The sequence below is a fragment of the Shewanella loihica PV-4 genome (assembly GCF_000016065.1).
GTDB classification, from domain to species: domain Bacteria; phylum Pseudomonadota; class Gammaproteobacteria; order Enterobacterales; family Shewanellaceae; genus Shewanella; species Shewanella loihica.
Window position 1 is genome coordinate 533,674 of record NC_009092.1, and the last position, 19,154, is coordinate 552,827.

Below are 19,154 nucleotides of genomic sequence, written 5' to 3' on the forward strand. Positions count from 1 at the left end.
ATTGATGGCTGCCGTAGGTCATTGATTGGTATTTTTTAATTTATAATAAGGTGTTTGATTGACTCATTTTTAAGAAATAGCATTCCGGGCAAAGAGACATTGGTTTGGAAGTTCTATTTCTATTCTTTGCGTAGTTTTTTACTGGAGAGATTTTTGTATAGATAATGCTCAATGAGTCGTTAATTCTTGTAGCAGTTTACTTCCCATTCTTCTTGGCTCGTTTGCTCTCTCTGATCCACATGACTGAACCGTTGGTTTTTCGCATCTCGAATAGGTCTATGGCGGCGAAGAGATCGCTGAGTTTCTTGAAGCCATAGTTTCTTTGGTCGAATGAGCTGTGGTTCGAAATGTGAGAGCCGATGGGGCCGAGGCGTGACCAGCCGTCATCTTCTTCTGTTGCCTCAATTGCCTGTCGCAGTAGGTGAATTAACTTGGTGTCACCTTTAAGGTTTTGTTTGCGTGGAACACTGGCTTTTGTGGTTGGCGTGGTGGTTTTTGCTTCTTTATCTGTTGCTGACTCAGTTACTTTCTCTATAGGCACTTCTACTTCGGTTTCAACTTCGGGTTCTGCGTCTAGGTAGAGGAAGCGAGAGCAGCTGTTGACGAAAGCGGTGGGGGCTTTACGTTCGCCAAAGCCGAATACCTTTTTGCCGTCTGAGAGCACTCTGGTGACTAAGGGAGTGAAGTCGCAGTCAGAGGAGATGAGGCACATGATATCTATATCTTTGGTGTATAAGATGTCCATGGCATCGATTACCAGTGCGATATCTGTGGCGTTCTTTCCTTTGGTCAGGTCGAACTGTTGAATAGGTTGAATGGCATATTCGTGCAGTATGTCTTCCCAGTGCTTCAGGCCTGGGCTTTTCCAGTTGCCGTAGGCTTTGCGAATACTCACCACGCCATGTTTGGCTAGCTCAGCCAGTATCACGTCAAACTTTCTTGCCGGTGCGTTATCTGCGTCGATAAACACCGCTATTTTCGCTACGTCTTGCATCTGCTAGCCCCGAAATTGAAGTTGCTATTAGTTAGTTTTGATTTTTGACGGAAGAGAAGTAAAAACCGCAGACAGAGCCTATGATGGCACCAGAAAAGGCAAGAATTTCTGAGAAGTACTTATTTTCAAAAATTGCTGCCTCAGCAATGATGATTAATAGGATTACTACAATAGCAATAGCCAGCAAGGGGGCGATTCGTTTGTTCATTCGCTCGGTTAGGGGCTCAGCTTTACCTATGCCACCGCATGAGCCACACATCAGTCCATGCTGATTTTGTCTACGCCAGAAAGGGAGTTCGTTCTTCTTGGCACAGGCTTCACATGAACAATTATCTTTGCCGTTGGTGCAGGTACCTGTCCCCGAGCAGTGTTGACAGTCATACAGGTTTACTTTGATTTCGTGCATCAAACTCATTCCTTTGAAAATGCCTTCAAGTGGTGCGTTGGAGCGTTGAGGGATTGGATAAGGGCGATTGCTCGTAGAGCGTTTATGAGCGCGAACCATGGATGGTGAGCTGGCACTTTTGCATGGACGCAATTGCCTGTCGAAACGGTCCCCTTTCCCCCGGTGTGGTGTGGAACACCACGACTTTCGCCAAGCGTAGCTTGGCATCAGGTATCAAAACAGCATCAGGGCTGTCATCCCTGTCATAGGCATCGCTACCGCCCGAAATTCTAGCTATTCCAGAGCGCGTAATATCCAATTAATGCTAATAAAAACAATGTTAAAGCTATCATTCTGTCGCAGATAAAACCTTATCCAAGGTCAAAAACTATGCAGATTGGCTGAGCCAGAGCCAGAGAGGGGAGTTTGAGGTGAGGTGTGAAAGCTGTCCTTGCCTTATGCCGTCTCTCTGGTGAGAGCGGCGCCATCCCTGACATTCATTCGCATACTTTAGTAAGCGCTTAAATATTGTTTTAACAACAAAACATTAACTTATCCTACAGTATCGCCGCCGCGCAAGGCAATAGTGAACAAGGCACCGCTTCGAAATGGTCGGGAGCCGTCAGATTAGTGTCGATGATGTTTTGCGGTGTTAGAGACTCTGAGAGTGTAACAAATGACACTTTTGGCCCATTTGCTAACCCGAACAGATGAAAGGTGTATGATGTTACACTTTTTGCTCTATCGGTCTTGTTAATACTTAAAAAGTGTATGTTGCTACACTTTTATGTTGAATCATCCCTTTATCGTGGCTAAAGTGTAGCAAAGTACACTTTATGGTGATCTTATGAGCTCCTCGTTAAACCAAGATTCGTTGGGATTACTGATTAAAACCCGCAGGAAGGAAGCGGCGCTGACTCAAGAGGTGGCGGCAATGTTGTGCGGTGTCACTAAGAAAACCTTGATTCGTGTCGAGAAGGGCGAAGATGTCTACATCTCTACCGTATTCAAGATACTTGATGGTCTGGGGATTCGGCTCGCTGTCGAGTCAAAGTCAGATGCCGGCTCAAGTGAGTGGTACTAGCCATGGCCGAATCACCAATCCTTGTGTTAGATATGCTACTTGGTGACCAGCTTATCGGCGCGTTGTCATTTGATCCAAGCGATGAGCGTTTTGCGGTCAGCTACACTCAAGCCTGGCAGCAAAGCGGTTTTCCATTATCACCTACGATCCCTTTGGATGGCTCGGGTAGCAGTACGCAAATTGCCATGTTTCTGGTTAATTTGCTGCCTGAGAATAAGGGGCTCGATTACCTTGTTGAATCGCTTGGTGTTGCAAAGGGCAATACCTTTGCGCTCATCCGGGCCATTGGCCTAGATACTGCGGGTGCCATCGCCTTTTCTTCTAAAGGTTCTGCATTTCCACCGACAACACTCCGGACTATCAGTGACGATGAGATCGTTCAGCGACTGGAAGATCCTGAGTTCTGGCCGATGGAGATTTGGGATGGTAGACCCAGGCTGTCGGTGGCTGGGGTACAGTCAAAGTTAAATCTCTTCTTTAATGGTGAGGAGTTTGGCTTCGGTGAAGGAGCACTGTCATCGACACATATCCTGAAGTTTGAACAGCATCCGCATCTGGTCATCAACGAGTTCCTTACTATGCGCTTGGCTAAGGCGCTGGCCTTGAAAGTCGCGAATGTCGAAATTCGTTGTTTTGGCCAGTATAAATCCTTGTGTGTCGAACGTTTCGATCGTCGCTATCTGGACGATGAAAACAGGGTGCAGAGGCGGCACATTATCGATAGTTGCCAAGCACTTGGTTTTAGCGTCAACAAGAAATATGAACGTAACTTTGGTAGTGGACGGGATGTCAGGGATATTCGTGAAGGTGTCAGCCTGCCAAGGTTGTTTGGTCTTGCGAATCAATGTATTAATCCGGCTGCAGCCAAGCAGGATATGTTGCGGTGGACGCTGTTCAATTTATTGAGTGGCAATGCCGATGCCCATGGGAAAAACTACTCGTTTTTTATGACGCCTAACGGGATGTTACCTACACCTTGGTATGACCTCGTTTGCGTGGCCTTATATGAGGATTTTGAACAAGAGTTGGCAATGGCGATAGATGATGAGTTCGATCCCAATAAGATCTATGCCTATCAACTTGCCGCCTTTAGTGAAGAGGTGGGATTACCAAGAGCCTTAATCGTAAATAGCCTGGATAAGATGGTGGCTAAGATAAGGCTCGAAATTAATGGTGTCATCGCCATGCTCAAAGACTTGGACGAAGATGAGCAGGCTTTTGTGGAGGCATATAAGGCACAACTGCTGGCCAGATGCGAACGTTATTCGGCGATCGCTCCTGAAATCAAGGCTATTGAGCTTTAACCCTTAACAGGCCATCGGCATCAGCCGAGCTGTTTTTAATGATTAGGACAAATTTCCTTAAGTGGAGCTATGGTATGGATACACAACATGTATGAAGATCTTATGCCGGTTTTGGTGATCGCCGTGACGCTGGCGTTGCTCGTTGCCGTCATGCTTTTTATCGAGGGGCGACGTAAGCCGACCATAATGCCGGGCTGGCTCGATCTGCAGGGCTTTGAGCGCCTGTTCATCTACTGGGACGCGCCGAGCGCGAAGGAGTATGGCGAAAAGCATCCCCGCCGTTATCAGCGTCTGCTCGAGGCCTGGCAAGATCTGCCGCCAGAGGAGGCCTGGTTTCATTACAACCTCTCCTGCATCGGCGTGACGCCTGTGGGGTCGAGTGTGCGTAGCGCGAAACGTTGGTGTCAGAAGGCCTGGCTGAAGAAGCAGGATGTTGAGGCGGCCTATCATCTGGGGATGATGCAGCTCATGGGCTTGGGCGGGGCGCCGGAGTATCGCTCGGCGCTGACACTGTTTGAGGCGGCGGAGCAAGGGGGCATCATACGCGCCACTACCGCTCGCGGCCTGATGTTGCTGCGTGACCCTGGTTTTATGAATACTGGCTTTGTAAATACAGGCGATGGCAACTCATGTATAGGAGATTCTGGCTTAGCAGAGGACTGGCCAATCGAGGTGCCCAAGGCGCAGCGCCACGGCGAGGCGCTGGCTTGCTTCACGGGGGCGTTTGAACAGGGCGATATGCTGGCGGCGCTTAACTTGGGTTACATGTTGGAGCATGGTCTTGGTTTAGATGCGGGTGCAGAAGCTGAAAGCGCGGCCAATCTGGATCGCGCCATCGAGAGTTATCTGCTGGCAGCAGAGGCCGGATTGCCGGCCGCTCAGTATCGTCTGTCTATGCTGTTTGAGGATCGCGGTGAACTGGTCGATGCCTACCGTTGGGCCTATATTGCAGCGGCCTGTTCTGAGTCCGACATTCCCATGGCCCGCAGCCAGAGGTTGGCGACCCTGCTGGACAGACGCACCCTGCAGCAGGCGCAGGAGTCGGCCAGGGTAACCGCCCACAGGATAATGACGCCACGGGTGCTCGCCATGTTACATAACCTTAAGCATCTGCGCAGCGCGGCCTAATCCTTTATCTGGCCTCTGTGCTAACGATCGGCTTTAACCAGAACAATTACCCATTTTTAAGATTTGCCTCAGCTTGCTTGGGTAGCATGGTGACTGTTTTGTGTCTGGAATGGTTATCAAAGGGAGCGAGTGGCATGGGAAATCAGCATTTAAATGGGACTAAGCGTGGGCCTTGGATGGCGATTGGGGTGAGTCTGGCCGTGGTGGGCCTGATCGCGCTGCTGCTTATGATGATGCCCAAGGGCTTTAAGGCGACCCATGAGGAGATAGGCAAGGGCACGCCAGCCCTGGTGTTTGTCTACGACCCTAATCTGGCGGTGAGCCATACTCAGACAGAGCAGATGAACGAGGCGCGGGGCCACCTGGGCGATAATGTACTGTTTCTGCTTGCGAGAGTCGGCACCCCTGAGGGTGAGCAGCTGATCGCCAAATACCGCGCGGGTGCCGCCGAACTCCTGCTGTTTGACGGTTCGGGCAAGCTGGTTAAGCGCCAACTCGCGGTGCAAGACGCCAATCAGTTGATGCGCTGGGTACGTTAATCCCTCGTTGGGCGCGTTTTCGAGCGCGCCGCCTATCTTTAATCGCTAATCCTTTAATACCAATTCTTTGCTGCTAGTTACTCAGTGCTAGCCATTGTCCCTGCAGCTCGCCTTAACCTAAGTGTTTCCAGTTTGCTGAACATTTGTTAATCGAAAAAGTCGTTGTTGAAACCCGCTGGGGTGTTAAAATGCCGCTCGGCTTGCGGTTGCTGCTGTTTAACACGGCAACAAATACGCAGCCCCATAACTCCTAACATCTTATTTTTCCTGACTAATCATTAGAGTGTTTATGAAACGGATTTTATGCTTGTCCCTGCTGGCCTTTTCTCAAATGGCCGCCGCCGTAGAGCCCCTGATTGAAACGCCAAAAGATATGCAGCCTACCTGGGTCGATGAGATCCTGGACGTCTTCGGCGCCGACGGTGAGTTTGACGAGAGCAAGACCATAGACATGAGCTACCTGCCGACCGCCTATTACACGCCTGAGAAGAAATTCGGCGTGGGCCTCCTGATGGTGGGCCTGTATAAGACAGATGGCGCGGCGCCCGAGGAGCAACCTTCCTCTTTGGTGCTGAACTCCTTCGTGTCGATGAACAACTCCTACGGCGTCGAAGTGGAAAACATGACCTTCTTCAACGGCGGCAAGCAGCGTCTGCTGCTGGGGCTGGAGCTGCATAACGAGGCGTCTGTCTACTACGGCCGTGGCATAGCAGACGGTAACATCGACAGCAATCACCATGAGTTCGACGAGCAGCTCTACAGCTTCACGCCGCGCTGGATGACCCAGGTGGCCGACAACTATTTTGTTGGTGTGGGCGTCGACTTCACCTACGCCAGTGCCGACAAGTTCACTCGGGTAGAGGGTGATATTCCCCTGCCATCCGACGGCATCTTGCCAAGCAACTTCAGCTCCGGCCTGGTGGTCACCAGCATCTATGATTCCCGCGACTACCGCCTCAACGCCACCAAGGGCTGGTTGTTCCAGCTCGATGCGGGCCTGTATCAAAACAGCGAGTACGACAGCTTCGCCAAGTATGACCTCGAGCTGGCCAACTATATCGATCTCAGCACCACCTCATGGCTTAGCCAGATGCCTGGCCTAATCGCCTGGCAGGTGCAGGGCCACTTCACCAGCGGCGATGTACCCTGGAACATGCTGCCGGATCTTGGCGGTTCCAGCGCCATGCGCGGCTACATCAAGGGCCGCTACCGTGACAAGCAGATGATGATGGGCCAAGTCGAGTACCGTCTGCCTATCTTCCAGCGTTACGGCATGGTGTTCTGGGGCGGCGTGGGTAGCGTGGCCGACAAGGTGAGCGATCTTAACGATGAGCTGCTGACCTCTTACGGCACAGGTTTCCGCTTTAAGATCAAAGACAACATCAACCTGCGTCTGGATGTGGGTGTCGGCGAGAACGAGACCAACTTCTACCTCAACGTCAACGAAGTCTTCTAGCCATGACAGTGCTGCCTGTTCGCTTGTGTGTTAACGCCAAGCCTATGCTTGTCGCCTCGGCCGTTGTTGCGGCCCTGGCTTTGAGCCAGTGCGCGAAGGCGGACGAGACTCAGATCCGTGATGCACAAGACAAGGCTGTTATCGATGCGGCCCCTAAGCAAAAGCCACAGTGTACTCGCCGCTCGGATTACGATATCTATCTCAGCGGCATACACACGGGCACCATGAGCCGCACCGAGCAGTGGCAGGGCAAACGCGCGGTAGTGACTTCAAACAGTGAGGCCAGCATCTTAGGCATTGGCACCCGCTATCGGCAGCGGGCCGAACTCAGCTGGTCGGAGACCACAGAGGAGTGGATCACCCAGGCGTTTCATCAGCAGGTGAGCGGCTTTCGCGCCAGAGACATGCAGGTGCGCTTCAGTCAGAATGGCCGCGCCGCGCGGGTGGATCTGGATGGTGAGGTGACCGACTATCACTCCAAAGACAATGCCCTGCGGGATGTGGACACCCTGGCGATAGAGATGCGCCGGCTATTGATGCAGGGCAGGCACCAGTTTGCCCTGGTTCGTCAGGCGTCAGATGCCATGGAGCCCTATCAATTCTATGTTAAGGCTCCGCAAGCCGCCGAAGTGGCGCCTTGGGGCCAATTGATGTTGGTGCCAGTGGAACAGACTGGTGCCGAAGAGGTGACCTACTACTTCGCTCCCGAGCTGGACTATCAGCTGATCAAGGCGCGCTATCACGGCATCTTGCTGCAGGGCCTTATCGAGCTGAACCATTACAGCTCAAGTTGCGACTTGGCCCCCTCGGCGTGAGTCGCCCGCTTTCTTTCCTAATCCAAGCTCAGCGCCCAAGATAAACGCCTAACATAAACGCTCAAGATAAACGCCCAAGATAAACGCCTAGCTTAAGCGACTAATTTAACCCAAGAGCCTGCTAGTTGGTTTCGTAGTGGGCGATCGGCAGCTGGCTGACGCTATCGAGTCGCCAGGCGCCCTTCTCATACACAAAGCTGACGCTGTGCAGGGCATCCTTAAAGTCATAGCGTTCGCTTGATTTGGGCAAGGCATCTTTAAATTCGACCTGAATGTTTTGGTAGCCTTGCTCGAGCGACATCTTACTCAGATGGCTGGGCAGGTCTATCAGGCGGCTCAGCGCCTTGTCTAACTCACGATCCTTGATCGGTAGCTTGAGTTTAAACTGCTCGCTGAACAGCGCCGAGAAGGCCTGTTTATCTTTGCTGTGGGTGTAGGCGGCGACAGTCCAGTCGGCCAGCAGCAGTTCGAATGCCTTGTCGGCCTGGGTGAGCGAAGCGATAGGCGTCTTGTTGTCGTTGGCGAGGTATGCCTTGAGGGTCGCCTCGGCTGCTTGGTATCCGTCGATGAAGATCTGCGCCACCTCAGTCGCCGCCGGATCTTGGCTCGCCTTAAGCTCATCGGTTACCGCCGCGATGGCGTCCCCTCGGGCCTGCCAGCTGTCGAAGCCCTTCATCAGGCCTTGGAGTGAGGCCTTATGCTGTTTTACCACCTCGGCAACGGCCTTATCCTGTTGGCGCGCCTGTCTGATCTTGGTGCCGACATACTCGCTGTAGGTGCCGCTGAGCAGGCTGGCTGGCGACTCGAAGTAGAGGCCCGCACCGCTATAGGGATCGACCCAGAAAGCGCTGCTATCTATCGGTGCCATGGTCTTGGGCGTTATGCCATCGAAGTAGAGATCTGTGAGTGCCGTCTTGTGCTTAGCGTAGAAGGCAGCAATCGCCTTGCTATCCGTTGCGGGCACTTGCCGGTATTGCGCCGCTAGTTGTTGCAGGCCATGGGATGCCTGGATCCTCTGACTGGCATAGTAGCCGCAGCGCAGGTCACAGGCTTGTTTGGTCAGGGTAGAGGTCGCACCTAAGTTTATCGCCTTGCTCTGCACAAACACCTCGGCGGTATAGATGCCTCTGGGGATGGCGCCGCTCTTATCCATCAGATAGATGGTATTCCTGGGGCTATGGCGGCCGACGACCTGGAGATCTTGCTTGCTGGCGCAGAGGGAAAAGTCACGGCTGGTGACCGGCAGCTCCTTGTTGTAGGTGGAGACGACCAGCTTATCCAGGTTAATCCCTTCGGGCACTGTGCCTGTGATGCTGAGGTTACACTGCTGAGCGTTAGCGTTTATTGTCATCGCGCCTAAGCCTAGGCCGATGATCAGACATCCTTGTTTCATCTTACATCCTTGTTTGTTTATTGAAGTTTTAGAGACTTAGCCACAGAACTGTCTTTCGCAGGGAATGCCATCATGATCACCATCCATTTCTGTGCCGGGACAATTGCGGAGGTAGAATTTGGCTTCCTGGCAGGAGCTCATCTGGCTGCAATGTATCTTGCCTGCTTCGCAGCGAAACTTGGGGGTGGCCGGTTGCCACTCCTGAGCCTCTACGGCGGGGAGCTCTTCGAAGCTGGCGACAGGCGTGGCGTTGAGTGCCTGATATTGTTTAATGGCGAAGCTGCCAATACTCACGAGTATGATAATGAAGATCATCCGCTGCAGGCGTGAGCCGGAGCGGCGATGAGAATAGTGGGACGACTGCGTATGGTCTCTATGTTGCGGGCGAGTCGGTTTATTCGCGAGGCCAGAAGCCCTCCCCGAAGCTATGCCTGAAACCACGGCGACGCCTTCAATGCTGGCCTTGACAGCCTTTATCTTGCCATCGCTCTGTTGCTGGCTTTGGTAGATGATCTCGTCGCCCACCACAGGCTTTCTGGCCATCTGTTTCAGGGCCGAGATATGGATAAACACATCTTGGGCATTGGGCGTGTTCGGCTTGATGAAGCCAAAGCCTTTGTCATCGTTCCAGCGAACCAGGGTGCCTCTTTCCATGGCTAAGATAGTCCTTTTATGAATTATTTGCCTGTTGATTCAGCGGCTAAGCAATATTGTTCGTCTATGCTATCGCGAATGCTCCTGCTTTGTCATCCGCTAATGGTGACCAGGTTCAGCACCCAACCCATTAGGGTGAAGGCGACCAGTAGCAGGGCAAACAGCAGGGCCAGCAGGCGCCACTGCATCACCTGTTTGAGCATGACAAATTCGGGAAAGCTGGCGGCGACCGTGCTCATGCAGAAGGCCAGGGTAGTGCCCAGGGGCACGCCTTGGATCAACAGGCTCTCCAGCACCGGAATCACCCCGGTGGCATTGGCATACAGGGGGATGCCCATCAGTACGGCGATGGGCACTGACCACCACTGGCCGTCGCCCAGGTTGGCTTCAAGATAACCTGCGGGCACGAAGCCGTGTAGCGCCGCACCGATACCTACCCCAATAATCACCCATTTCCACACGCGGCCGAAGATGGTGAGCGTCTCCTGCTTGGCGAACTGGTGACGCTGGCGCCAGCTTATGCCGGGCGTGCTCTCGTCTGGCGTGTAAGTGTCAGATGCTGAAGCTGTGGTTTGCGTCTGGGTGGCGCCGCGTCGGTAGGCGTTGGCGGCGAGGGGCTGTAGCCAGCGCTCAGCATGCAGTAGGTCGAGCAGGGCACCGCCGAGCATGCCAATGGTGATGCCGGTGAGGGCGTAGAGCAGGGTGATCTTGGCCCCCAGCAGGCTAAACAGCAGCAAGATGGCCACCTCGTTGATCAGCGGCGAGGTTAGCAGGAAGGCCATGGTGATCCCCACGGGGATCCCCGCCGTCGTAAAGCCGAGGAACACGGGAATACTGGAGCAGGAGCAGAAGGGGGTGATGGCGCCAAAGCCGGCCCCCAAGCCATAACCCAGCAGCTTAGGCTTGCCCGCCAGATAGTCGCGCACCCGCTCGACATTAAGCGCTGCCCGCAGCCAGCCGATCAGGTAGATCATCACCACTAAGAGGGCGAAGATCTTGCTGGTGTCTTCGACGAAGAAGTGCAGCGCCTGCCCGGCGGCGCTCTGGCTGGAGAGGCCGAGCAGATCGTAGACCAAGAGATCGGCGAGTTGGGTAAACCAGGCTAGCATGGGGCCTCCCTAGAGGTGACTGAGGCGCTATTGCACCTTGTTAATCTTGGTCAGCAGCTGGGCGAGCTCTTCTTCGCTGGGCAGGCGGCCGGCGGCCAGCACCTCACCGTCGATCACTATGGCCGGGGTCGACATCACGCCGTAGGCGGCGATCTGCGCCATGTCGGTCACCTTGGTCAGCTCAATATTGAGGTTAAGCTCATCGGCGATCCTGGCGATGTCGCTGGCGAGGTTAGTGCAGCGTTTACAGCCGCTGCCGAGTACTTCTATCTTCATCTGTTTCCCCTTATCTCACGGATTGAATAGCTTTGGCTTTATCTGTTTTGGCTGCTAATGACTTGGCGCAGCAGCCGGGTGATTGCGCAAGGGCGGTTTCGATACAGCTCAGCATGCCGAGCAGGCAAGGCGTCTCCAGACGGTAGTAGATCTGCTTGCCCACGCGACGACTGGCGACTATGCCCGCCTGCCGCAGTAGCGCCAGGTGTTTGGAGACGGTGGATATGTCGGCGTCGACGCCATCGGTCAGCTCGCAGACGCAACGCTCCTGATGTTCCAGCTGTTCAACCAGCCAGAGACGGGTCGGGTGGGCCAGCGCCTTGAGCAGGGCGGCGCGGTTGTTGAGCCGCTGCTGGCTCTGGGTATGAGTCTGGGCCTGAGCTTGAGTCTGGATCTGAGCCGTCGTTGCTTTCATGGTGCGCCTCAAAAAGTGGAGCCTTCATTTGGCATAATAGCCAAATGTTCTGGGGTGAGTCAGCTTTATATCAAGCGTTTAGCTCGGGTTTGTGATGGGCCTGTCAACTGCAGAAGGCTTTGTGAGCCCTGGCTGATTTGCAATCTGAGTGAAGTAGATTTGCAGTTTGTGCAACTCTGCCTGGCCCACTGTGTGAGTGCGTTTGATGATGCGGCGAAAATTTGTACTTCGGCCACTTGGTGATAGAGTGAACAGATGCTGATCACAAGGAATTAAGATGAAGGCACTCAAACTATCCCAGGGGCTGACATTGGGACCCGCTCTGTTACTGCCTGCTCTGTTAATAGGGCTTGGCCTGTATAGCGCCCAGGCGTCGGCCAGCAATGGTTTTAACAGTGAGGCGAGTCACGCCGCCGGAGGCGCCGCCATGGCCGGGGCGCTGGTGTGGGCATCGGATGCCTGGACACCTCAGTATGACAGGGCCTGGGTGGGCTTCTCCGTCAGCGCCGCCATCGGTATCCTGGTGCAATATCATGAGTATGACAAGGGTACCAACACCGCCAGCGAAGCCCTGCTGGACGCCGCGTCTCACACCCTGGGGGCAGCCATCGGCGCCTATGTGACAGACGGCTATCTGCTTAGCCCTGTGGTCAAGCCCGAGCCGGGCGGCAGTTATGTGGGCGTGGATCTCTCCTTTCGTTTCTAGCGCCGTCCCTCTTTGGTGACTGACCCTGGATGGCGTTTGACAGATTAAGCTTGGTTTAAGTGTTAGGGCCGATCATGTTGGCCAAATCACAATAAAAACAACTTGAAGGAGAGGACGCGTGAAGAAGATAGCCATTTTGTTGCTGTGCATCTTGATGCCGGTGACGACGGTTTTTGCCCAGACGGGCAAGCCCCTGTCGGTGGAGGTGCTGTGGCAGCTCAGCCGAATAGGTAACCCCAGCATTTCCCCCAACGGCGATTACATCATCGCCCCAGTCACCGAGTACGATGTGCCCGAAGACAAGGGCAATACCCAGCTGTGGCTGTTTAGCCAGGACGGCAAGCAGCAGCGGGCGCTGACCGCCAAGGGGATGCGGGTGAGCGAGCCGGTATTCTCTCCAGACAGCAAGACCCTGGCCTTTATCAGCAAGCGCGATAAGGATGAGGCGGGGCAGATCTATCTCTTGCCTATGGATGGACCGGGCGAGGCCCAGCGCCTGACCGATGTGCCGAGCGGCGTCTATGGCCTCAAGTGGGTGGGCGAGCACCTCTACTTCATCAGCTCTGTCTATCCGGGTAAGAACTGGAAAGAGATCGGCGAGCAGCTCAAGGCCGATAAGGACAACAAGGTATCGGCCCATCAGTGGAACGCGCTGCCTTATTCTAGCTTCGATCACTGGATAGACGAAGGCCGTCAGGCTCACGTGTTCCGTATTGCCGCCAAGGGCGGCGAGGTGGAGGCGATCACTCAGCCCCTGAATATCGAGCTGCCACGCTCCTCCCAAGGTGCGGGCAGCTATGATATCAGCCCGGATGAAGCCTGGATCGCCTTCAACGCCAACGGCAGCGACAATCAGGTGAATCCTAAGTTAGATCTCTTCCTCGCGGCCATCGGCAGCGGCAAGGCGGAGAACATCACCCCAGACAACCTGGCGCCAGACGCCAGCCCGCAGTTCAGCCCCAACGGTAAGACACTGGCCTTCACCCGCCAGCACATTCAGGGCTTCTATGCAGACACCGCCAAGCTGATGCTGTTCGACTTGAAGAAGCGCAGCACTAAGATGCTCGCCAAGGAGTGGGACCGCTCTGTGGCCCGCTTCGTGTGGACCCCAGACAGCAAGGGCTTCTATGCCGCCATCGACGACGCGGCCACCAGACGCCTGTACCATATCGACGCCAAGAGCGGCAAGGTGAAGGCGATCACCAAGGCGACCAATTTCGGTCAGCCGGCCATCGCCAACAATGGCACGTTAGTGGCGACTAACGACAGCTTCCTCTACCCGGCGCGCCTGGTGAAGGTGAATGGCAAGAACGGCAAGACCAGCCGTTTGGATAGCTTTAACGACGAGATCCTCGCGGATGTCGATCTGGGCAGCTATGAGTCGGTGACCTACAAGGGTTATAACGACCAAGAAATCCAGATGTGGGTGCACTACCCACCGGGGTTTGATCGCAGTAAGAAATATCCGCTGATGATGCTGGTTCATGGTGGGCCGCACAACGCCATCTCGGACGGTTTCCATTACCGCTGGAACGCCCAGACCTTCGCCTCTTGGGGTTATGTCACCGCCTGGCCAAACTTCCACGGCTCCAACAGCTTCGGTCAGGCGTTTGCCGACAGCATCAACCCAGACTGGAAGAACAAGTCACTGGAAGATGTACTCAAGGCAGCCGACTGGTTTAAGCAGCAGTCCTGGATCGACGACAAGCGCATGGTGGCCGGTGGTGCCAGCTATGGCGGTTACCTGACCTCTATCATCCTGGGGCAGAAACATCCCTTCAACGCTCTGTTGATCCACGCCGCCGTATACAACATGTACTCGCAGATGGCGGCGGATTTCTCGGTGCACAGCCCACGCTTTGGCAACTACTGGGATAACCCAGAGATCTACCAGTCTATCTCGCCTCACTACGGCGCGGGCAATTTCAACACCCCGACCCTGGTGATCCATGGTCAGCTGGATTATCGCGTGCCAGTGGGCCAGGGCTTCGAGCTGTTCAGAACCCTGCAGACCCGTGGCGTGGAGTCGCGCATGATCTACTTCCCCGACGAGAACCATTGGATCATGAAGCCCAACAACTCCATCTACTGGTATCACCAGGTGAAAGACTGGATGACCCGCTTCGCCGAGCCGGGTGGCAAGTAGGGGATTAATTCAACCTTTACGTCAGCAATAAAAAAGGCTGCCCCAATTATTGGGTGCAGCCTTTTTTGTATAACAATTTGCTTAGGATTTTTGTAGCTGGGCCTTGGCCGCCTCGACCTTGGCGAAATCCAGGCCTAGCTCGGTCACCGCTTCTTTGATCAGGGCGGGGTTTTGCATCACCAGCGCCATCAGCTGTTGTAGCTTTTCCGGGGCGATCCCTAGCTGACCAATGGTGCCCATAGCCATCAGAGGGTTTTCGGTCAGGGCTTGAAACAGCTCCTGGATCTGCGCGTCGCTGACGTTATGTTCTTTTAAGATCGCAATAATCGGATTCATTGCACTACCTTATCTCGGTTGAAAGTAAAACAGGCCGCAAGTGTAGCATCCTCTGTGACCAGCTCAAGCGATAGCTTCTAATGCCTAGCTTCTAGCGCATGCCGCAGCATCTAGTTCATGCCACTGTATCTAGTTCATGCCATTGTGCTTGAAGCAGTCCACATAGGCCTTATCCTCCTTCTGGATGTGCTGGCTGAGCCAGCTCTTCAGAAATGCCATCAACTCATCGCCAATATCTTCGCCCTGTTCGACCCGGCGCTGAAACGCCAGCACCTTGCCGACCAGCTGGTGGTGAGAGTCGGTATGCTGCTTATCCTGAGGGTAGCCAAACTGCTCGAACAGCGTCTCTTCATATTTGAAGTGATTGGCCGTGTAGTCGATCAGCCCCTGTACCACTCGCTTGATGGAGGCCAGGCCATAGTTGTTGTTGAGCAGATAGTAGAGCTCGTTGATCAGGTGTACCAGGGTCTTGTGCTGACGGTTGATCTCGGCGAGGTTGAGATCCAGGGCATCGCTCCATTCGATCAGCTTGTCGCGGCGTGTATCCTCTCGGCCGATCTGCTCGCTGTCGGTGGCAAAGCGGTGAAGCAGGGAATCGATCTCACCCGCTAAATTACGCACCGTGATGCTGGCCAGCAGTGTCTCCTGGGTAGCCTTGACGTTTTCATCGGATACCTTGTCGACCTCCACCAGACAGGTTTCCAGCATCTGAGTCTGCTCTACCTGATGCTGAGAGGCGACGGCGATCTCCTGGCCCAGGGCGTCGATGGCGTCTATCTGGCTCACCAACTCTTCGAAATGGGATTCGGCCTCGTTGGCCACGCTCTGGGAGTGTAGCACGCTCTGGCGGTTTTTCTGCATCGCCGCGATGGCATCATTTATCTGGGTCTGCAGGTTAACTATCTTGTTGTTGATATCTTCGGTGGCCACCTGGGTGCGTAGCGCCAGAGAGCGAACCTCGTCGGCGACCACGGCGAAGCCTCGGCCCAGCTCGCCGGCGCGGGCACTCTCGATGGCGGCATTGAGCGCCAGTAGGTTGGTCTGCTCGGCAATCCCCTTAATGGTTTCTACCACCTGACCTATCTGCAGGCTCTCCTGCTTGAGCTGCTCGAAGTTCTGGTCCGAGGCGGCAAACTGTTCGCCAACATCTTCAAGCGCCGTCTCGAGGGAGCGCATCTCCTGCTTACCACGATCCGCCTGACGCTTGGACTCGCTGGCCAGCTGTGAGGTGGACTCGCAGAAGGAGGAGACTTCGGCGGTGGTCTCAAACAGCTTGGAGACTATCTGTTTGGCCTCTTCGACATCGTCCTTCTGTCTGAGGGCGCCGGTTTTGGAGACTTGGGAGTCGGCCTGAACTGTATCGGCCACCCTGACCAGCTGCTGGGCTGACTTGCTCAGGGAGAAGACGGTACGTGACACATCTTCGCCTATCTGATTGAAGGCCTTAAACAGCGGGCCGCCGAGGGCCTCCTGGGTGTCGAGTCTTACCCTGAGATCGCCCTCGGAGAGATGGATGGCGGCGCTGCGCAGCCTGCCGAACATGCTATTCAGGGCTAGCAGCACAGAGAGGATAAATAGGTAATCGATAACTAACAGGGCCAGCCAGCCCCAGGCGCCTTGGCGTATCAAGAGGTAGGCTATCGGCACTAGTGGCAGGCCGGTCAGCAGACTCCACTGCAGGGCGCTCAGCGAAGCGATCCTTTTCGCAATTTTATCAATCATTCCCAAACCTTATGTTGAGTGTGACTCTATAAAATTTAGTCCAAATTCACTAAATAGGTTATCTGTATCCGCTAATAAAAACCGCTCGGCCCGGCGCTGATTTAGCCGGGCCGAATGTTGGTCGAGTGCGGGCTGAATGTGGGGGGAGAGAAGGTGAGCGCCTAGAGGCGGGGATCGCCGGACTTGCTGTCGACCTTGCCGATCACCTCGATATCGCTCAACTTAGAGAGTATGCCCCACTGTTGTATGGTCATCATATCCTTCACCTCCTGGGCCTTAAAGCTCAGGCGCAGGCCATCCTTGCGATACTCCTGGGGGAGATTTTGCGGCAGTATGTGGCGGCCATCGTCGGCGACTATGCCCCAGAAACCACCCTCGAGATTGAAATACCTAACCGTGCCTTGTGTCATGGTGATCGCCTTCTGCAGTGAGTCGCTGGTCTCCTTAGATAAACCATCGGCGACGATTTTAAGATCCTCGGCCTTGGGCTGAGCCTTGCTCGTTTCGACTTGAGTCGCCTTGGCCTCATCGGCCTTCATTGCGACTGTCTCTTCAGCGCTTTGCTTTGCCGCAGGTGGCTGCGCGGGGGCTGATTGCTCTTCCTGGTTACAGGCCGAGAGCGTCAGGGCGGCGAGTAGGGGGAGTGACAGCTTGGTGATTACACCCATAGGTAAGTTCCTCATGCACTTTATGTTTATCTTAATTACTCTAACAGAATCCCCAGGAATGCCTAGCCCAAGGAGTGGGGCAATGCTTGCAATAGCATTTGCAAGATAGCTCGCCTCATAGCAGGCTAGCGCTAGCACGCCAGTATCTATTGGTTTTTCGCATATTAACTGCCAAGGCGGATCGTCCCTGCGGGGATAAGATGACGCCCCATTACCTCTGTGATAACCAATAAGAGAAGGCCCATGAAAAAATTACTCCTTGTTCCGGCGTTGATCTCTGGCGCCCTAGTTGCCGCTACGCCGGCATCGGCGGCGACCATCATAGGTGGCATAGGCTTCGAGTCGGCGCGCACAGTGCAGCCTACGGAGAAGAAGGAGAAGCAGCAGGTCGAAGCCATCTTACAGGCGGTGAATGTGGAGTTTCTCGGACTTAACTGGAGCAACACCACGGCCGCCAAGATAAACCGTAACGGCGATATGACGGTGGCGCGCAACTGGGCCTACGGCTTCTGGAACGACAATTTCGGTGTCTCAGTGGATCTTATCAAGGGGGACTGGCTCGGCGCAGGCCCCAATATCGCCGCGGTGGGTCTCGCCTATCAGGATTGTTGGGACAAGTTTTGCCTGCGGGTTAACCCGACCCTGGCGGCGATCGACATGAAGGGCGCCGACGGTCAGGTGTTTAAAGATAATGGTGCCCAGCTCAACCTTAAGGCGGATTATCAGTTTAACGATACCTTCAGTGCCACCTTTCATCCCCAGTATGCCAGCTGGAACGATGACGAATTGGGGCAGACCCTTAAGCTGGAGTTTAACCTGACCGCTAACCTGACGGACAATAAGCGTCATAAGCTGATGCTGGTGAACGAACATTTTCTGGTCAATAACGCCTCTACCGACCACAGAACCCGTTACATAGGCGAGAACTCTCCCTTCGGCGGTTATGTGGTGGGTACCGAGTCGACCCTGAAGCTGCGTTATTTTTACGTGTTTTAAATCAAACCTTTGCCTACAAATTTGCCGACACTACCCTCTCTCCTGGTGTCGGCGATCTCCGCCTGGGCCCACCCTTAGGGTGTGGCCCAGGTTTTCTTCTTCCCCTTAGCCAAGTACCATAGCCTGCAACAGACTGATTTATAACGCCGCGAATTACCCAGTTCGGCGGCCATAGGAAGGTGTGATGCTTGCTAACAAATTGCTTGCCAGAAAAAGAGGCCCCATGACCGCGATGCGCCGTCAGCGAGGCTTTAGCGGAATGCAGATCTTCTTGATCGTGCTCCTGACCATGGTGCTCACCGCGCTGGCCAGCTTCTTTATCATCAAGACCTATATCTTTCCCTCGCCCTTTACCCCAGTGACCCTCAATGCGAAGGAGGAGCAGCGGCTGGATAACAAGCTGTCCCAGCTGGGCTGGCAGGTGGAGCGTAAGGATGATCGTCACGGCGGCGCTGGCAAACTCGAGCCCGAGCCCTATCGTGAGCGCGACGCCGACCGCCGGGTGACCTTTAGCGAGAAGGAGGTCAACGCCATGATCGGCCGCAACCCTGATTTTGCCGAGCGCGTGGCGATAGACTTCTCCGACAATCTGGCCAGCGCCAAGATCTTGATCCCCATTCCCCAGGACTTTCCCATCATGGCCGGTGAGATCCTGCGGGTGAACGCCGGGCTGGATATTCATCTGGACGCCAGCCGTCGCCCTGTGGTTGCCCTGGTTGGCGTGAGCCTGATGGGCGTGCCTATCCCCAATGCCTGGTTGGGTAACATGAAGAACGTCAATCTGGTTGGGGAGTTTGGCGATCGCGGTTTCTGGACCGCCTTCGCCGATGGGGTCGAAGATCTACAGATCCGCGATGGCGAACTCTATCTTAAATTACGCCGCTAGAATCGCCCGGCCTCAGCTGAATTGGAGGCAAAATAAAAGCCGGTGATGAGGGCCGGCTTTCGATGCAGTGGTGTAGGGAGATGGTGAGATGGCGCCTAGTCCTTGGTCTGCTGGGTGTCGGCCTCCTGCTCTGCTGCCTTCT

Annotated in this window: 20 protein-coding genes; 10 read left to right on the plus strand and 10 right to left on the minus strand. The window is 54.6% G+C overall.

What is annotated here, in order from left to right:
- Positions 1–196: 196 nt before the first annotated feature.
- The gene (locus SHEW_RS02445) at positions 197–994 is read right to left on the minus strand and encodes an NYN domain-containing protein (RefSeq protein ID WP_011864282.1); all 798 of its coding nucleotides are present in this window, start codon (positions 992–994) and stop codon (positions 197–199) included.
- A 31-nt stretch (positions 995–1,025) separates the two neighbouring features.
- Positions 1,026–1,400: a hypothetical protein gene (locus SHEW_RS02450; protein ID WP_041406321.1), complete on the minus strand. Its 375-nt coding sequence runs from the start codon at positions 1,398–1,400 to the stop codon at positions 1,026–1,028.
- A gap of 826 nt (positions 1,401–2,226) precedes the next feature.
- Between SHEW_RS02450 and SHEW_RS02455 the strand changes: the two genes are divergently transcribed.
- The 6 genes from SHEW_RS02455 to SHEW_RS02480 all read left to right on the plus strand — a co-directional run bounded on the left by SHEW_RS02455 (position 2,227) and on the right by SHEW_RS02480 (position 7,705).
- Positions 2,227–2,463: a helix-turn-helix domain-containing protein gene (locus SHEW_RS02455; RefSeq protein WP_011864284.1), complete on the plus strand. Its 237-nt coding sequence runs from the start codon at positions 2,227–2,229 to the stop codon at positions 2,461–2,463.
- A 2-nt stretch (positions 2,464–2,465) separates the two neighbouring features.
- Positions 2,466–3,767, plus strand: a complete 1,302-nt coding sequence (locus tag SHEW_RS02460) for a HipA domain-containing protein (RefSeq protein WP_011864285.1) — start codon at positions 2,466–2,468, stop codon at positions 3,765–3,767.
- 87 nt (positions 3,768–3,854) lie between these two features.
- The gene (locus SHEW_RS02465) at positions 3,855–4,895 is read left to right on the plus strand and encodes a tetratricopeptide repeat protein (protein ID WP_041406323.1); all 1,041 of its coding nucleotides are present in this window, start codon (positions 3,855–3,857) and stop codon (positions 4,893–4,895) included.
- Between the two features lie 134 nt (positions 4,896–5,029).
- Positions 5,030–5,434: a hypothetical protein gene (locus tag SHEW_RS02470; RefSeq protein ID WP_011864287.1), complete on the plus strand. Its 405-nt coding sequence runs from the start codon at positions 5,030–5,032 to the stop codon at positions 5,432–5,434.
- A 289-nt stretch (positions 5,435–5,723) separates the two neighbouring features.
- Positions 5,724–6,890: a BamA/TamA family outer membrane protein gene (locus SHEW_RS02475; protein WP_011864288.1), complete on the plus strand. Its 1,167-nt coding sequence runs from the start codon at positions 5,724–5,726 to the stop codon at positions 6,888–6,890.
- Positions 6,891–6,892: 2 nt separating this feature from the next.
- Positions 6,893–7,705, plus strand: a complete 813-nt coding sequence (locus SHEW_RS02480; RefSeq protein WP_011864289.1) for a hypothetical protein — start codon at positions 6,893–6,895, stop codon at positions 7,703–7,705.
- A 121-nt stretch (positions 7,706–7,826) separates the two neighbouring features.
- Here the strand turns inward: SHEW_RS02480 and SHEW_RS02485 are convergent, their stop codons facing one another.
- The 5 genes from SHEW_RS02485 to SHEW_RS20065 all read right to left on the minus strand — a co-directional run bounded on the left by SHEW_RS02485 (position 7,827) and on the right by SHEW_RS20065 (position 11,552).
- On the minus strand, positions 7,827–9,098 hold the full coding sequence (locus SHEW_RS02485; protein WP_011864290.1) for a hypothetical protein: 1,272 nt from the start codon (positions 9,096–9,098) through the stop codon (positions 7,827–7,829).
- A 36-nt stretch (positions 9,099–9,134) separates the two neighbouring features.
- Positions 9,135–9,752 (minus strand): excalibur calcium-binding domain-containing protein, encoded by a 618-nt coding sequence (locus SHEW_RS02490; protein ID WP_011864291.1) that lies wholly within the window; start codon positions 9,750–9,752, stop codon positions 9,135–9,137.
- A 92-nt stretch (positions 9,753–9,844) separates the two neighbouring features.
- The gene (locus SHEW_RS02495) at positions 9,845–10,861 is read right to left on the minus strand and encodes a permease (protein WP_011864292.1); all 1,017 of its coding nucleotides are present in this window, start codon (positions 10,859–10,861) and stop codon (positions 9,845–9,847) included.
- Between the two features lie 27 nt (positions 10,862–10,888).
- Positions 10,889–11,137, minus strand: coding sequence for a thioredoxin family protein (locus SHEW_RS02500; RefSeq protein ID WP_011864293.1), 249 nt, complete (start codon positions 11,135–11,137; stop codon positions 10,889–10,891).
- Positions 11,138–11,147: 10 nt separating this feature from the next.
- Positions 11,148–11,552: an ArsR/SmtB family transcription factor gene (locus SHEW_RS20065; RefSeq protein ID WP_011864294.1), complete on the minus strand. Its 405-nt coding sequence runs from the start codon at positions 11,550–11,552 to the stop codon at positions 11,148–11,150.
- Positions 11,553–11,829: 277 nt separating this feature from the next.
- Between SHEW_RS20065 and SHEW_RS02510 the strand changes: the two genes are divergently transcribed.
- Together SHEW_RS02510 and SHEW_RS02515 are read left to right on the plus strand one after the other, a co-directional pair.
- Positions 11,830–12,258 (plus strand): hypothetical protein, encoded by a 429-nt coding sequence (locus SHEW_RS02510; RefSeq protein WP_011864295.1) that lies wholly within the window; start codon positions 11,830–11,832, stop codon positions 12,256–12,258.
- Between the two features lie 118 nt (positions 12,259–12,376).
- Positions 12,377–14,404: a S9 family peptidase gene (locus tag SHEW_RS02515; protein WP_011864296.1), complete on the plus strand. Its 2,028-nt coding sequence runs from the start codon at positions 12,377–12,379 to the stop codon at positions 14,402–14,404.
- 81 nt (positions 14,405–14,485) lie between these two features.
- Here SHEW_RS02515 and SHEW_RS02520 read toward each other — a convergent pair whose 3' ends face one another.
- The 3 genes from SHEW_RS02520 to SHEW_RS02530 all read right to left on the minus strand — a co-directional run bounded on the left by SHEW_RS02520 (position 14,486) and on the right by SHEW_RS02530 (position 17,130).
- Positions 14,486–14,740 carry a DUF2999 family protein gene (locus tag SHEW_RS02520; RefSeq protein WP_011864297.1) on the minus strand — a complete coding sequence of 85 codons (255 nt, stop codon included), beginning with the start codon at positions 14,738–14,740 and terminating at the stop codon, positions 14,486–14,488.
- 129 nt (positions 14,741–14,869) lie between these two features.
- Positions 14,870–16,462 carry a bacteriohemerythrin gene (locus SHEW_RS02525; RefSeq protein WP_011864298.1) on the minus strand — a complete coding sequence of 531 codons (1,593 nt, stop codon included), beginning with the start codon at positions 16,460–16,462 and terminating at the stop codon, positions 14,870–14,872.
- Positions 16,463–16,623: 161 nt separating this feature from the next.
- Entirely contained in the window at positions 16,624–17,130 is a 507-nt protein-coding gene (locus SHEW_RS02530; protein ID WP_011864299.1) for a hypothetical protein, read from the minus strand.
- 243 nt (positions 17,131–17,373) lie between these two features.
- Between SHEW_RS02530 and SHEW_RS02535 the strand changes: the two genes are divergently transcribed.
- Together SHEW_RS02535 and SHEW_RS02540 are read left to right on the plus strand one after the other, a co-directional pair.
- Positions 17,374–18,126: a hypothetical protein gene (locus SHEW_RS02535; protein ID WP_011864300.1), complete on the plus strand. Its 753-nt coding sequence runs from the start codon at positions 17,374–17,376 to the stop codon at positions 18,124–18,126.
- Between the two features lie 223 nt (positions 18,127–18,349).
- Positions 18,350–19,012, plus strand: a complete 663-nt coding sequence (locus SHEW_RS02540) for a hypothetical protein (protein WP_041406326.1) — start codon at positions 18,350–18,352, stop codon at positions 19,010–19,012.
- The last annotated feature ends 142 nt before the right edge of the window (positions 19,013–19,154 follow it).

Coding starts and splice junctions, on each gene's coding strand:
- SHEW_RS02450 (WP_041406321.1), bottom strand. CDS start 1,400: ATGCACGAAATCAAAGTAAACCTGTATGACTGTCAACACTGCTCGGGG.
- SHEW_RS02495 (WP_011864292.1), bottom strand. CDS start 10,861: ATGCTAGCCTGGTTTACCCAACTCGCCGATCTCTTGGTCTACGATCTG.
- SHEW_RS02475 (WP_011864288.1), top strand. CDS start 5,724: ATGAAACGGATTTTATGCTTGTCCCTGCTGGCCTTTTCTCAAATGGCC.
- SHEW_RS02445 (WP_011864282.1), bottom strand. CDS start 994: ATGCAAGACGTAGCGAAAATAGCGGTGTTTATCGACGCAGATAACGCA.
- SHEW_RS02485 (WP_011864290.1), bottom strand. CDS start 9,098: ATGAAACAAGGATGTCTGATCATCGGCCTAGGCTTAGGCGCGATGACA.
- SHEW_RS02540 (WP_041406326.1), top strand. CDS start 18,350: ATGACCGCGATGCGCCGTCAGCGAGGCTTTAGCGGAATGCAGATCTTC.
- SHEW_RS02480 (WP_011864289.1), top strand. CDS start 6,893: ATGACAGTGCTGCCTGTTCGCTTGTGTGTTAACGCCAAGCCTATGCTT.
- SHEW_RS02460 (WP_011864285.1), top strand. CDS start 2,466: ATGGCCGAATCACCAATCCTTGTGTTAGATATGCTACTTGGTGACCAG.
- SHEW_RS20065 (WP_011864294.1), bottom strand. CDS start 11,552: ATGAAAGCAACGACGGCTCAGATCCAGACTCAAGCTCAGGCCCAGACT.
- SHEW_RS02535 (WP_011864300.1), top strand. CDS start 17,374: ATGAAAAAATTACTCCTTGTTCCGGCGTTGATCTCTGGCGCCCTAGTT.
- SHEW_RS02500 (WP_011864293.1), bottom strand. CDS start 11,137: ATGAAGATAGAAGTACTCGGCAGCGGCTGTAAACGCTGCACTAACCTC.
- SHEW_RS02490 (WP_011864291.1), bottom strand. CDS start 9,752: ATGGAAAGAGGCACCCTGGTTCGCTGGAACGATGACAAAGGCTTTGGC.
- SHEW_RS02520 (WP_011864297.1), bottom strand. CDS start 14,740: ATGAATCCGATTATTGCGATCTTAAAAGAACATAACGTCAGCGACGCG.
- SHEW_RS02530 (WP_011864299.1), bottom strand. CDS start 17,130: ATGGGTGTAATCACCAAGCTGTCACTCCCCCTACTCGCCGCCCTGACG.
- SHEW_RS02470 (WP_011864287.1), top strand. CDS start 5,030: ATGGGAAATCAGCATTTAAATGGGACTAAGCGTGGGCCTTGGATGGCG.
- SHEW_RS02455 (WP_011864284.1), top strand. CDS start 2,227: ATGAGCTCCTCGTTAAACCAAGATTCGTTGGGATTACTGATTAAAACC.
- SHEW_RS02525 (WP_011864298.1), bottom strand. CDS start 16,462: ATGATTGATAAAATTGCGAAAAGGATCGCTTCGCTGAGCGCCCTGCAG.
- SHEW_RS02465 (WP_041406323.1), top strand. CDS start 3,855: ATGTATGAAGATCTTATGCCGGTTTTGGTGATCGCCGTGACGCTGGCG.
- SHEW_RS02510 (WP_011864295.1), top strand. CDS start 11,830: ATGAAGGCACTCAAACTATCCCAGGGGCTGACATTGGGACCCGCTCTG.